Here is a 13787-nt window from a genome sequence, read left to right as displayed (position 1 = left end):
CTGGCAAGCCAGCTCCTACAGGGGGGTGCGGGTTATTCGTTATCTCGGCTTTTGCGGCGGTACGGGAACACGTCGATCACCTTGCCGGCCCGAATCGCCTCCTGCAGGCTTTTCCAGTAATCGGCGTTGTACAGCTCGCCATGCAGTTGATCGAATAACTTGCGCTGCCCGGCATCGGCAAACAGGAACGGTGGAAACTCTTCGGGAAACACATCCAGCGGTCCGATCGAATACCACGGCTCGGAGGCCATTTCATCTTCCGGGGTACGCGGTTGCGGGATATGGCGGAAGTTGGCCTCGGTCAGGTAGCAGATTTCGTCATAGTCATAAAACACCACACGCCCGTGGCGGGTGACGCCAAAGTTCTTCAGCAGCATGTCGCCCGGAAAGATGTTCGCCGCCGCCAGCTGCTTGATCGCCAGGCCGTAATCTTCCAGCGCCTCGCGCACCTGCGCCGGGTTGGCGTGTTCCAGGTACAGGTTCAGCGGCGTCATCCGCCGCTCGGTCCAGCAGTGACGAATCAGCACCGTGTCGTCCTCCACCGACACCGTGGACGCGGCCACTTCGAGCAATTCTTCCAGGCACGCCGGCTCGAATTTGCTCAACGGGAAACGAAAGTCAGCGAATTCCTGGGTATCGGCCATGCGCCCGACCCGGTCGACGCTTTTCACCAGGCGGTACTTCTCGATCACGGTGGCGCGGTCGACGTTTTTCGACGGCGAGAAGCGGTCCTTGATGATTTTGAACACGGTAGTGAAGCCCGGCAGCGTGAACACGCTCATGACCATGCCGCGTACGCCGGGCGCCATGATGAACTGATCGTCGGTGTTGGCCAGGTGATTGATCAGTGCCCGGTAAAACTCGGATTTGCCGTGTTTGTAGAAGCCGATCGAGGTGTACAGCTCGGCGATGTGCTTGCCCGGCAGGATGCGCTTGAGGAAACCGATGAACTCCGCCGGTACCGGCACATCCACCATGAAATACGAACGGGTGAAGGAGAAGATGATCGACACGTCCGCTTCATCGGTGATCAACGCATCGATCTGAATCCCGCGGCCTTCGCGGTGCAGCAGCGGAATCACCAAGGGCCACTGCTCGTCCTGGGTGTAGATGCGCCCCACCAGGTACGCTCCCTTGTTGCGGTAAAGCACCGAGGAAAACAGCTCGACGCTCAGCTCCGGGTCCTTGCACACCCAGTCCGGCAGGTTCTCGCGCAATTGCGCTTCGAGACGGCGCAGGTCGGCGGGCAGGTCGGCGTAATCCTCACTGAAGCGATAATCGGCGAAAACGCTGGCGAGCATGCCCGACAGCTGGCCTTGAGGTTTATAGGTGCGGGTTTGCGCGGCACGTGCCCGGCGCAGGCTGGGCCGGGTGGTGTGGATGAACATGCAGCCATCGCTGATCAGGTCGTGGCTGAACAGCCCGCAGAAGATCGAGTTGTACCAGGTCTCGGATAACTCATCGTCGAAGCGCAGGTCGATCAGGGTGATGTAGGCGCTCTTGACCAGCGGCCAGCAACTGTCGTCCATCAGCGTGACGGCGTCGAAGGCGCTGCGCAGTCGCGCCACGGTTTCGCCGACTTTTTCTTCGTACAGATTGATCCGTGCAGCCGACGCGATTTGCGCCTCCTGCCACTTGGCCTGTTCGAATCGGGCTCGGGCGCCGTCGGTGATCTGACGGAAATGCTCGCGGTAATCGTCAAAGCCGTCGAGGATCATTCGGGCGATGTCGGCGGCTGGCCAATGCTGCGGCATAGGTAAAACCTCGGCGGCTGATGCTGATCGTTGGAGCCTGAGCTTAGTGGCCCTGTGTGACGCAACGCAACCATTGCCTTGTACCCTGACTGGCGCGACACTTGCGCGCCAATCATGGAAGGAAACCGCTGTGAACCTCGTCGATACTCTGCGTTTGCTGGCACTTGCCGCCATTTGGGGGGCGAGTTTCCTGTTCATGCGCATCATCGCCCCCGTGATTGGCACGGTGCCCACGGCTTTTTTCCGCGTGTCGATTGCGGCCGCCGGGTTGCTGGTGATCCTGGGCCTGATGCGCATCAGCTGGGACTTCAAAGGCAAACTCAAGACGGTGATGCTGCTGGGGATGATCAACTCCGGGATTCCCGCGACCCTCTATTCCGTCGCCGCCCAAGTGCTGCCCGCCGGTTACTCGGCGATTTTCAATGCCACGACGCCGCTGATGGGGGTGTTGATCGGCGGACTGTTCTTCCATGAAAAACTCACCGCGGCCAAGGTCGGCGGGGTATTTCTCGGCCTGTTCGGCGTCGGCATCCTGACCCGGGCCGGGCCGGTGGCGTTCGACATGGACCTGTTGATGGGCGCCCTCGCCTGCCTGCTCGCCACCACCTGCTACGGTTTCGCCGGGTTCCTTGCACGCCGTTGGCTCGACCAGGCCGGCGGTCTCGACAGCCGTCTTTCGGCGCTGGGCAGCATGCTGGGCGCGACGCTGTTGTTGCTGCCGCTGTTTGGCTACAGCGTGATCAGCCAACCGCCTGCGAGCTGGGGCGGCTGGAGTGTCTGGCTGTCGTTGCTGGGGTTGGGGCTGGTATGTACCGCGTTGGCGTACATTATTTACTTCCGCCTGCTCAGCTCGGTCGGGCCGGTGAAGTCAATGACCACGACCTTCCTGATTCCGCCGTTTGGCGTGTTGTGGGGGGCCTTGTTATTGGATGAGCCGTTGTCGATGGCGCACATTTATGGCGGGGTGTTGATTGCGGCGGCGTTGTGGTTGGTGTTGAAGCCGGCGGTGGTGAAGGCTTCCAAGGTGGTTGCCCGGCAGTGATGCGGTGCTGTCGATTACGCCTTCGCTGGCAAGCCAGCTCCTACAGATCTGGTGTCGTACACAAAATTTGTGAGCAATACCCCATCCTGTAGGAGCTGGCTTGCCAGCGAAAGCGTCAGCTCTGGCACCGACAATTACAAAGGCAGGTCACTCATCTCCCCATCCACCAACCGCCGAATCCCCAGCGGATTAGCATCCTGCAATGCCTCCGGCAACAACGCATCCGGATAATTCTGGAAGCACACCGGCCGCAGGAAACGGTCGATCGCCAGGGTCCCCACCGATGTCCCGCGCGAATCCGACGTCGCCGGATACGGCCCGCCATGCACCATCGCTTCGCACACCTCGACCCCGGTCGGATACCCATTGAGCAGAATCCGCCCGACCTTTTCCTGCAGTAATTCCGCCAGCCAGCGATACTCCGGCAGCTCCCCGGCCTCGCCAATCAACGTCGCCGTCAGTTGACCGCGCAGGCCCTGCAGCGCTGCCGTCAGCTGCGCCCTATCCTCGACCTCAACGATGATGGTGGTCGGTCCGAAAACCTCTTCCTGCAGCCGTTCATCGCCCTTGAGCAACAGACTGACATCCGCCCGGAACACCTGCGGTTGAGCCTGACTGCCCTGTTGTGGCTTGCCCGCCAGATGCGTCAGCCCCGGATGTTCGTGCAGCTCGCCCAGGCCTTTGCCATAGCTGACCAGCGCACCGGCGTTGAGCATGGTCTGCGGCGGTTGCTGGTTCATGCTGGCGCAAAACGTTTCGACAAAGGTGCTGAACTGTGGAGAGCGCAGGCCGATCACCAACCCCGGATTGGTGCAGAACTGACCGCAACCCAGGGTCACCGAACCGGCCAGTTGCGCGGCTATCTGTTCGCCCCGCACGGCGAGAGCTTCGGGCAGCAGGAACACCGGGTTGATGCTCGACATCTCGGCAAACACCGGGATCGGCTGCGGGCGGGACGCGGCCATCTGACTCAGGGCATTGCCGCCCTTGAGCGAACCGGTGAAACCCACGGCCTGGATCGCCGGGTGCTTGACCAGCCATTCACCGACGCCACCGCCGTAGATCATGTTGAACACGCCAGCGGGCATTTCAGTACGTTCGGCAGCGCGGATGATTGCATCCGCCACCCATTCGGCGGTCGCCATGTGGCCGCTGTGCGCCTTGAATACCACCGGGCAACCGGCGGCCAGCGCGGAAGCGGTGTCACCACCGGCGGTGGAAAATGCCAGCGGAAAGTTACTCGCGCCAAATACCGCGACCGGCCCCAAGGCGATGCGGTACTGGCGCAAATCCGGACGCGGCAACGGCTGACGATCCGGCAGCGCCCGGTCAATCCGCGCGCTATAAAAATCACCACGGCGCAGGACCTTGGCGAACAGGCGCATCTGCCCGCTGGTGCGCCCGCGTTCACCTTGAATGCGCCCGGCCGGCAACGCGGTTTCGCGGCACACGATGGCGACGAAATCATCGCCCAAGGCATCGATTTCATCGGCAATGGCGTCGAGGAACTGCGCACGTTTTTCCGCGCTGAGGTTGCGGTAGATCGGGTAGGCAGCCGCGGCAGCATTGGCGGCGGCATCCACTTCGGCTTCGGTCGCCTGGAAGAAGCTGCCGGGCAGCGGCTCACCACTGGTCGCGTCGAGGCTTTGCAGCTGCAGGGTGCCGTTGGCGCTGCGCCGGCCGCCGATGTAGTTGTGTCCAAGTAGCGTGGTCATTTCGCATTTCCTTGATCGATGGCAGACCCTGTAGGAGCGAGCTTGCTCGCGAAAGAGGTACATCCGACACATTTTCTGTGCCTGACGACCTTCGCGAGCAAGCTCGCTCCTACAAGGAGTCAGAGTGTGCGCACCTGGCCGATGGCCAATGGCTGGGCGCTTTCGCCGATGCCGTTTTCCAGCGCTGCGCCGAACTCATCGAGGCTGATCTGGAAGCGATCCCCCGGCTGGGTTTTCACCCCGTCGGCAAACGATAGCGTGGCGGTGCCGAAGTAATGCACGTGGACATCGCCCGGACGCAGGAACTGCGCGTATTTGAAGTGGTGGAATTCGAGGTTGGCAAGACTGTGGCACATGTTGTCTTCGCCGCTGAGAAACTCCTGTTCCCAGATCGTTTCACCGTTGCGCGTGATGCGGCTGGTGCCCGCCAGGTGCCTGGGCAGTTCACCGACACGCAGTTCCGGGCCATAGGCACAGAAGCGCAGTTTCGAATGGGCGAGGTACAGGTAATTTCGCCGCTCCATCACATGGTCGGAGAACTCGTTGCCCAGGGCAAAACCGACCCGATACGGCTGGCCGTCGTCGCCGATCACATAGAGACCGGTGAGCTCCGGTTCTTCGCCGGCATCTTCGGCAAACGGTGGCACCGGGAAGTCCGCGCCGGGGCGCACGACGATGCTGCCATCGCCCTTGTAGAACCATTCCGGCTGCGCACCGACCTGGCCGGCCGCTGGTTTGCCGCCCTCCAGGCCCCATCTGAAGATGCGCATGGTGTCGGTCATGCCGGCTTCGACCGCTCCGTCCTGCTGGTGCATCTTGTCCCGCGCCGAGGCGCTGCCCAAATGGGTCAGGCCAGTGCCGCTGATCAGGCAATGGGCCGGGTCTTCGTGGTCCAGCGGCGGCAGGACGTTGCCCTGTTGCAACAGTTGCGCGTAATCCGGGCCGGGCTCGGTGCCGCGCAGGGCGACCTCTTCTTGCAGGCTGCGCTGGGCGCGGATCGCCGCGAGTGCCAGTGCACGGGTGCTGCGGGTGTCGAGCACTACCTGGACCTGGGAACCTTCGACGAGACCGACCTGGCGCTCCCCGGCAGTGTTTTCAAATTGAATCAGGCGCATGTCCGGCCCTCCAGAAAGTCGTGGATGTGTGGCGAGGCAATCCCCTCGCCACAGGGTCACTCGATGATGTTGAAGTCGCCGAGGTACTCATCGGAGATTTCCAGGCCCAGGCCCGGCTTGTTGTCGTCGAGCTGGATGTAGCCGTTGACCGGTTGTGGTTCGCCCTTGAACACGTAGTAAAAGAGTTCGTTGCCGACCTCGACATCGAACACCGGGAAGAACTCGGCCATCGGCGAGGCGGTGGTGGACATGGTCAGGTGGTAGTTGTGCATCTGCCCGGCGTGCGGGATCACCGGTACTGACCAGGCTTCGGCCATGGCGTTGATCTTGCGCGCGGCAGTGATGCCGCCGACGCGGTTGGTGTCGTACTGGATCACGTCGATGGCGCGGCGTTCCAGCAGGTCCTTGAAGCCGTAGGAGGTGAATTCATGCTCGCCGCCGGAGATCGGCATGATCCCCATTTTCTTCAGCTCGATATAACCCTCGATGTCGTCGGCGATCACCGGTTCTTCAAGCCAGCGTGGTTCGAACTCGGCCAGTTTTGGCAACATGCGGCGCGCATATTCCAGGGTCCAGCCCATGTAGCATTCGAGCATGATGTCGATGTCCGGGCCGGCCAGTTCACGCAGCGCCCGCACTTGTTCGATGTTTTTGCGCATGCCCGCCGGGCCATCCTTCGGTCCATAGCCGAAACGCATTTTCAGCGCGGTGAAGCCCTGGTTCAGATAACCCTGGGCTTCTTCGAGGAACAGGTCGAGGTTGTCGTTGGCGTAGAGCTTGGAGGCGTAGGTCCAGATCTTTTCCTTGGTCCGCCCGCCGAGCAGTTTGAACACCGGCTTGTTCACGGCTTTGCCCATGATGTCCCAGATGGCGATGTCGATCGCCGAGATCGCCGCCATGCCGATGCCTTTGCGGCCCCAGGCGTGGCTCTGACGGTACATTTTCTGCCAGATGTATTCGTTGTCGAACGGGTCTTCGCCAATGGCGATCGGTGCCAGGTAGGTGTCGATGATTTCCTTGGCCACACGCGGCGCCAGGGCGCAGTTACCGATGCCGACAAGACCGGTGTCGGTCTCGACTTCCACCACCAGCCAGCCATGGAAACGGAACGAGCCCATGGCGTCGCCGCGTTCGAACAGGATGTCGCTGGCATTGGTGCAGAAGTGCGCTTGCGGGGGGACGACTTTGCCTTTCCACTCGAAAACGCGGGTTCGGATGGCTTTGATTTTCATGAATACAGTTCCTTGCGCTGCCGGCTTTTTGTAGTTGTCGGGTCGCTGCGCGGAGCCGCTCGTGCGGGCCGGTCCGGGCATTCGATGGAGCGACTTTAGCCAGCGCCTGGGGGTGGCGGATAATCACTTATGCGTATCCGGCGATAACCTGGGGTGATAGCAAAAACCGGTTATCCGCTAGATCGGGTTATCAGGCATCACACAAAAAAAGTAGGAGCTGGCTTGCCAGCGAAAGCGGTCTGACAGTCACCTTGTGTGTGTCTGTCAGACCGTCTTCGCTGGCAAGCCAGCTCCTACAGGGGTTTTGCGTTGATCAGAAAAATCGGGCAACGCCAGCAATTCCTGTGGGAGCGAGCTTGCTCGCGATAGCGGTCTGACAGTCACCTCATATGTGGCTGTCAGGCCGTCTTCGCTGGCAAGCCAGCTCCTACAGGGTCCAGGGTGGACAAAGGATTGGTGTTGTTTCAGAGACCGGGTGTCAGTAGCTGTTGGCCCCCATCCGGCAGGCAATCTCGAACGCCTGGCGGATCGCTCCGACATTCGCCTTGCCTTGCCCCGCGATATCGAACGCGGTGCCGTGGGCCGGCGTGGTAATCGGGATCGGCAACCCGCCTTGCACCGTCACGCCACGGGAGAACCCCATCAACTTGATCGCGATCTGTCCCTGGTCGTGATACATGGTCACCACTGCGTCGAAGGCACTGGCATCGCCCTGCACCTTGAGGAAAATCGTATCGCCGGGGTACGGCCCTTCCGCTGCAATCCCCAATGCCTGAGCTGCGCGCACGGCCGGGCCAATGATGTCCAGCTCTTCGCGCCCGAACGAGCCGTTATCGCCGTTGTGCGGATTCAACCCACACACACCGATGCGCGGTTTCTCCAGGCCGTTGCGCTTGAGCGCAGTGTCGATCAGCTGGATCGCCTCCACTACCCGCGCCTGGGTGAGCATGCCCGGCACATCGGCCAGGGCGACGTGGGACGTCACCCGGGAAGTCCAGAGGTTATCGAGCACGTTGAATTCGCAGAACGGTCCATGGAAATCCAGCAGCTCGGCGAACCAGTGCAGCTCGTCGCTGTGGGCCATGCCGGCCATGTGCAATGAGGTCTTGTTGAGCGGACCGAACAGCACCGCGTCGGTAGCGCCGGCCTCGGTCAGGCGCAAGGCCTTTTCCAGGGTGTCGAGGCTGTAGCGGCCGCCGATGACACTGGCTTCACTGCGCGCAAATTCGCCAATGGTGTCGCCACGAAAGTCATAGAACAGCGGCGTGTCATCGTCAAAGTCCAACTGGTCCAGAGACTCGACGCGACGATAGGGAAATTCCGTCCCGGCGATGCGCATGCCACGGCGCATTTCCGCCTCGTCGGCAATCAGAATCACATTGGCCTGGCTGCGCACTTCGGGCTCGCCGAGCAGGCGGGCGATCAGTTCCGGGCCGATGCCCGCCGGGTCACCCAGGACCATGGCGATGGTTGTCTTGTTCATGCTTCACTCCTCAAGGGTTCTGGCCCTGTCCGGTCGATGGCGCAAGGCTCGCAACGATAGACCCGCTGCGCGTTGCTGTAGAACAGTCGCTCCTGATCGGCCCGCGGCAGATCGGCAACAATGGATTTGAAACCGTTGTAAATGTCATTGAATGAGCCGCACAACCCGTCCACTGGAAAGTTGCTGGCGAACATCACTCGACCGGGACCGTACATCGCGATCACTTCGCGCACGATCCAGGCATTGTCCTTGGCGCGCCATGCCTGGCCGCGCTGCCCAAGGCCGGAGATTTTCACCTGCACGTTCGGCCATTGGGCCAGCCGCGCCATCGCCAGACGCCAACCCGCCAGGCCCTCGGCACTGCGTTCGCTCGGCAACCCGGCGTGATTGAGAATCAGCGTGGTGCCGGGAAAGTCCCGGGCCAATCGTTCGGCTTCGTGCAAGTTCCACCACGGTGTCTGCAAATCGAAGTGCAGCCCCAGGCCTTGCAGTGCAGCGAAACTGCGTCGCCAATGCTCGTCGCTCATCAGGCTGCGCACATGGCCTACCTGCGCCGGCGTGGTCGGGCCGCCGGGTTTGTGGCGAACGCTGCGCACGCACTTGTAACTCGCTTGCTCGGTCATTACCGCAATGGCGTCGGGATGGTCCAGCCAGGCCTGGGCGACGATTGCATTCGGTACGCCGTAGCGGGCCGCCAGTTGTTCGATGAAGCGGGTTTCGCCAATCGGGTCTTGCGGGTCCCATTCGGTCTCGATATACACCGTCTTCACCACATCATGAGGACCGGCATCGGCGAAGTAATCCTCAGGAAAATAGCGACGCTTGAGCGCACTGTAATCACCGTAGCGAAACGGGATGTTGGCCTCGGGCGCCAACCAGGGATGGCCATTGATCGACGGGTCCCAGAAGTGATGATGGGCGTCGATGATCGGTCCATTCCAAAGCTCACCCATGGGGCACCTCGTCGAGGTTGATGATCGGTTCTGACGAGCACTATCGAAGGCCCATTGATAACCGTCCAATCAAAACTTGAGATAAGGCGATAGCCTTGGGTTATGTCACGCCCTGCTTTCAGCGGGCTTTCAGGATATTGCGCCTACGCCGACTTTCCACTCAAATGGCTCTGGCGCAAAGCTCCTGGCGACATAGGCGATTTTACTCGTGGCGACCTATAACCCCAGGCTATCGGCGTATGTATTGTTTTGACTAGACGCGGGCCGTGCGCCTTCCCACACTCAGGCCAGGCTTGCAAATTTCACCACCGACAAGTCGCTCATAACAACTACAAAAACGAGGCCCTTCCATGCGAAATGCATTCGTCCGTCGCACATCCCGTCTGGCTCTTGGCTGCACGCTGTTCGCTGCCGGCGCCCTTCCCGCAGTGGCCCACGCCGCCTGGCAACCGGACAAGAACGTCGAAATCGTCGTCGCCGGCGGTCCCGGAGGCGGTACCGACCAGCTGGGTCGCCTGATCCAGTCGATCATCACCACCCACAAGTTCCTCGACGTCAATACCATCGTCCTGAACAAGGGCGGCGGCAATGGCGCCGAAGCCTTTCTCGACCTGAAAATGAACAAGGGCGACCCGGAAAAACTGGTGATCGGCACCAACAACATCTACCTGTTGCCGCTGGTGTCCAAGCTCGGTTATCAATGGCAGGAACTGACCCCGGTCGCGGCCGTGGCCGAGGATGACTTCATTCTCTGGAGCTATAAAGGCGCACCGTGGAAAGATGCCAAGGACTTCTATGAAGCAGCCAAGGCCGACCCGTCGAAACTGCGCATGGGCGGCAGCCAGTCCAAGGATGTCGACCAGACCCTGACCCTGCTGCTGAACCAGACCAACAACAGCAAACTGGTGTACATCCCGTTCAAGAGCGGCAGTGAAGCCGCGACCCAACTGGCCGGCAAGCACATCGCCGCGAACGTCAACAACCCCAGCGAAAGCATCAGCCAATGGCGTGGCGACCAGGTCGAGCCGCTCTGCGTGTTCAGCAAGGAGCGCATGAGCTACACCGAGAAAGTCGCCGGCGATAAATCCTGGGCCGACGTTCCGACCTGCCACGAACAGGGCCTGGGCATCGACCAGTACCGCTTCCCGCGCACCGTGTTCATGCCCGGCGAAGTCACCGCCGAACAGCGCGCGTTCTATGTCGAATTGATGCGCAAAGTCACCGAGACTCCGGAATTCAAGGCCTACGTCAAGCAGAACGCGTTGGTGCCGACGTTCCTCGAAGGCGAGCCACTGACCGCCTACATCGAGAAAGACACCGCGCGGGTTACCCCGGTGTTCAAGGAAGCCGGCTGGCTGAAAAACTGAGTTGCCCGCGGCCGTCCGCCTGCGCACGGCCGTCACCTGCTGGAGGTGTTTGCATGTCCCATTCTTCGGATTCACCGGCGCTGGTCGGTACCCGCTGGGTCGAACTCGGTCTGACACTCTTCACCACGCTGATCGGCGTGGTGGTGATGTACGGCAGCGTCGAACAAGGTATTGGCTGGGGCGATTCCGGCCCCGAGCCGGGTTACTTCCCCTTTTACATCGGCCTGCTGTTGAGCGCCGCGAGTGTGGGCAACGGCGTGTTGACGCTGGTGCGCTGGCAAGCGCTGAGCATTTCATTCGTCAGTCGCCCTGCGTTCAGGCAAGTGCTGTCGGTGTTCATCCCGATTGCGCTGTTCGTCGCGGCCATGCCGCTGACCGGTATCTATGTGGCCTCGGCCTGCTTCATCGCCTGGTTCATGTGGCATGACAAAACCCGCGTCAAACCCTATGGCAAGTTGATGATCGCGACTATATCCCTCGGTGCAGTCCTCGCCAGTTACCTGATTTTCGCACTGTGGTTCAAGGTCCCGCTGGATGCCGGCCCTCTTGGCGACTGGATTGCCCTGGCCGGGAGACATTTCAAATGAGCGAGTTCGATTCCCTGCTGCAAGGCATGAACCTGATCCTGACCCCCGGCCATATCGGCCTGATGGTGATCGGCGTGCTGCTGGGCATCCTGGTCGGCGTATTGCCTGGCCTCGGCGCCCCCAATGGCGTGGCGTTGCTGCTGCCGCTGACGTTCACCATGTCGCCGGTGTCGGCGATCATCCTGTTGTCGTGCATGTATTGGGGCGCGCTGTTCGGCGGCTCGATCACCTCGATCCTGTTCAACATCCCCGGAGAGCCCTCATCGGTGGCGACCACCTTCGACGGCTACCCGATGGCCCGCGAAGGCCGCGCCGCCGAAGCGCTGACCGCCGCCTTCAGCTCGGCGTTGATCGGGGCGCTGGCCGGGGTCCTGCTGCTGACGTTCCTGTCGACGCGGATTGCCGAATTCGCCATGTCTTTCAGTTCGCCGGAGTTCTTCGCGGTGTACCTGCTGGCGTTCTGCACCTTCATCGGCATGAGCAAGAACCCGCCGCTGAAAACCGTGGTGGCGATGATGATCGGCTTCGCCATGGCCGCGGTCGGCATGGACACGGTCTCGGGCAACCTGCGCCTGACCTTCGACCAGCCGGCCCTGATGACCGGCATCAGTTTCGAAGTGGCGGTGATCGGCCTGTTCGGCATTGGCGAAATCCTCTGCACGGTCGAGGAAGGCCTGGTGTTCCGCGGCGAGCATGCGCGCATCACACCGATGGTGATCCTGCGCACCTGGGCCAAGTTGCCACGTTACTGGTGGACCATCGTGCGCAGCACCCTGGTCGGCTGCTGGATGGGCATCACGCCTGGCGGGCCGACTGCGGCATCGTTCATGAGCTATAGCCTGGCGCGACGTTTCTCGAAGAACCGCGAAAACTTCGGCAAGGGGGAACTCGAAGGCGTGATCGCCCCGGAAACCGCCGACCATGCGGCCGGCACCAGCGCGCTGCTGCCCATGCTGACCCTGGGCATTCCCGGTTCGGCCACCGCCGCCGTGATGCTCGGCGGGCTGATGATCTGGGGCCTGCACCCGGGCCCGACGCTGTTCGTCGAACAACATGACTTCGTCTGGGGCCTGATCGCGAGCATGTACCTGGGCAACGTGGTAAGTCTGATCGTGGTGCTGGCCACCGTGCCGCTGTTCGCGTCGATCCTGCGCATTCCGTTCTCGATCATTGCACCGATCATCATCATGGTCTGCGCCATCGGTGCCTACTCGGTGCACAACTCGTTCTTCGACGTGGTGCTGATGCTCGGCTTCGGTGCGCTGGGTTATCTGTTCAAGAAACTCGGCTACCCGATCGCACCGTTGGTGCTGGCCGCAGTTCTGGGGGACAAGGCCGAAGATGCCTTCCGTCAATCGATGCTGTTCTCCGATGGTCAGATCGGGATCTTCTGGTCGAACCCGTTGGTGGGCGGCCTGACCACGGCAGCGCTGCTGATGCTGTTCTGGCCGCTGATTTCCAAGGCGCTGCAAACCCTGACGGGCCTGCGCAAACCCCAGGTCGCCAAGCCAAAATCGGTGCTGTGACACAGCAATGCTGGCAACGCCTGACATTTGTTGTCAGGCTTGCCGCAGTCCTTTTTCGCGAGCGCGACCATGACCCGAATTCCTGTTGCCAATGTGATCCACAGTCGACTGCGATTGCGTCAGCTACGGCTGATGCTGGCGTTGCAGGAATTCGGTTCGTTGCGCCGCGCCGCCGACCACATCGGCATGACGCAACCGGCGGCGACCAAGATGCTGCACGAAGCCGAGGACTTGCTGGGTGTGGAGCTCTTCGAGCGACTGCCCCGGGGCATGCGTTCTACCCCGTTCGGGGAAACCGTCACGTATTACGCACGCATGGTGTTCGCCGAAATCAGCGGCATGCGTGAAGAGCTGGTTGCACTTGAATCCGGCAACCTTGGGCGGGTCGCGGTCGGGGCGATTCCGGCGCTGGCCTCCGGGCTGTTGACCCGGACCATCGCGACCTTGAAACAAAGCCATCCACGGTTATCCATGAGCATCCAGGTCGACACCAGCGACGTGCTGGTGCAGGCGCTGTTGCAGGATCAACTGGATATCGTATTGGGCCGGATTCCGGCGGGTGCGCGGGCCGAGGAGTTGCTGTTCGACAGCTTGGGTGAAGAAGCGCTCTGCGTGATTGCCGGTGCGCAAAATCCCCTGGCCAAAGAAACACAGCTGAGCTGGGCGGAACTGCAGAATATGACCTGGGTGCTGCAACAGCATCCAAGCCCGATGCGCTCGATCATCAATCAGGTGTTCCACAATGCACGGGTCGATATCCCCAGCAGCATTGTCGAAACCACCTCGATCATGACCCTGCTGTCGTTGATCCAGCAGACCGACATGCTCGGTGTGACACCGGTGTCGGTGGTCGAGGACTATCCGGGCCGTCATCTGCTGGCCGTGTTGCCGATCAAGTTCGAAGCCCGGCTGCCCCCCTATGGGCTGATCACCCGGCGTCATCGCATTCAATCGTCGGCGATGCAGGCGTTCATGAATTCAGTGCGGGCGGAACATGCGCAAGCCAAGTAGCA

General features: G+C 61.4%; 11 protein-coding genes. 5 read left to right on the top strand and 6 right to left on the bottom strand.

Annotated elements, in window-relative coordinates; all coding sequences use genetic code 11:
• Nucleotides 1–32: 32 nt before the first annotated feature.
• Nucleotides 33–1754 carry a bifunctional isocitrate dehydrogenase kinase/phosphatase gene (aceK, locus tag BZ163_RS18115; RefSeq protein ID WP_128872051.1) on the bottom strand — a complete coding sequence of 574 codons (1722 nt, stop codon included), beginning with the start codon at nucleotides 1752–1754 and terminating at the stop codon, nucleotides 33–35.
• A 130-nt stretch (nucleotides 1755–1884) separates the two neighbouring features.
• On the opposite strand from aceK, the gene BZ163_RS18110 reads away from it, so the two are divergent.
• Nucleotides 1885–2796, top strand: coding sequence for a DMT family transporter (locus BZ163_RS18110; protein WP_128872050.1), 912 nt, complete (start codon nucleotides 1885–1887; stop codon nucleotides 2794–2796).
• 134 nt (nucleotides 2797–2930) lie between these two features.
• On the opposite strand, the gene BZ163_RS18105 is transcribed toward BZ163_RS18110, so the two are convergent.
• The 5 genes from BZ163_RS18105 to BZ163_RS18085 all read right to left on the bottom strand — a co-directional run bounded on the left by BZ163_RS18105 (nucleotide 2931) and on the right by BZ163_RS18085 (nucleotide 9294).
• Nucleotides 2931–4511, bottom strand: a complete 1581-nt coding sequence (locus BZ163_RS18105) for an aldehyde dehydrogenase (NADP(+)) (RefSeq protein WP_128872049.1) — start codon at nucleotides 4509–4511, stop codon at nucleotides 2931–2933.
• A 119-nt stretch (nucleotides 4512–4630) separates the two neighbouring features.
• Nucleotides 4631–5626: an AraD1 family protein gene (gene araD1, locus BZ163_RS18100; protein WP_128872048.1), complete on the bottom strand. Its 996-nt coding sequence runs from the start codon at nucleotides 5624–5626 to the stop codon at nucleotides 4631–4633.
• A gap of 56 nt (nucleotides 5627–5682) precedes the next feature.
• Nucleotides 5683–6858, bottom strand: a complete 1176-nt coding sequence (locus BZ163_RS18095; RefSeq protein ID WP_128872047.1) for an L-rhamnonate dehydratase — start codon at nucleotides 6856–6858, stop codon at nucleotides 5683–5685.
• Between the two features lie 478 nt (nucleotides 6859–7336).
• On the bottom strand, nucleotides 7337–8341 hold the full coding sequence (locus tag BZ163_RS18090; RefSeq protein WP_128872046.1) for a 4-hydroxythreonine-4-phosphate dehydrogenase PdxA: 1005 nt from the start codon (nucleotides 8339–8341) through the stop codon (nucleotides 7337–7339).
• A complete protein-coding gene (locus BZ163_RS18085) occupies nucleotides 8338–9294 on the bottom strand; it encodes an amidohydrolase (protein WP_128872045.1) in 957 nt (318 codons plus the stop codon). Before BZ163_RS18085 ends, BZ163_RS18090 begins: the two co-directional genes overlap by 4 nt.
• 350 nt (nucleotides 9295–9644) lie before the next feature.
• Here BZ163_RS18085 and BZ163_RS18080 point away from each other — a divergent pair, with 350 nt between their 5' ends.
• From BZ163_RS18080 to BZ163_RS18065, 4 genes are all read left to right on the top strand, one after another.
• Nucleotides 9645–10661 carry a tripartite tricarboxylate transporter substrate binding protein gene (locus BZ163_RS18080; protein WP_128872044.1) on the top strand — a complete coding sequence of 339 codons (1017 nt, stop codon included), beginning with the start codon at nucleotides 9645–9647 and terminating at the stop codon, nucleotides 10659–10661.
• 53 nt (nucleotides 10662–10714) lie between these two features.
• Entirely contained in the window at nucleotides 10715–11248 is a 534-nt protein-coding gene (locus BZ163_RS18075; protein ID WP_128872043.1) for a tripartite tricarboxylate transporter TctB family protein, read from the top strand.
• Nucleotides 11245–12774, top strand: coding sequence for a tripartite tricarboxylate transporter permease (locus tag BZ163_RS18070; protein WP_128872042.1), 1530 nt, complete (start codon nucleotides 11245–11247; stop codon nucleotides 12772–12774). The genes BZ163_RS18075 and BZ163_RS18070 overlap by 4 nt, the downstream gene beginning before the upstream one ends.
• Nucleotides 12775–12843: 69 nt before the next feature.
• Complete coding sequence (locus BZ163_RS18065; RefSeq protein WP_128872041.1) at nucleotides 12844–13785, top strand: LysR family transcriptional regulator; 942 nt, start codon at nucleotides 12844–12846, stop codon at nucleotides 13783–13785.
• Nucleotides 13786–13787 lie beyond the last annotated feature (2 nt).

The organism is Pseudomonas sp. VI4.1 (assembly GCF_002029345.1).
GTDB lineage: Bacteria > Pseudomonadota > Gammaproteobacteria > Pseudomonadales > Pseudomonadaceae > Aquipseudomonas.
Note: the sequence above shows the minus strand (reverse complement) of the source record. Positions and strands in the feature narration are given on the sequence as shown.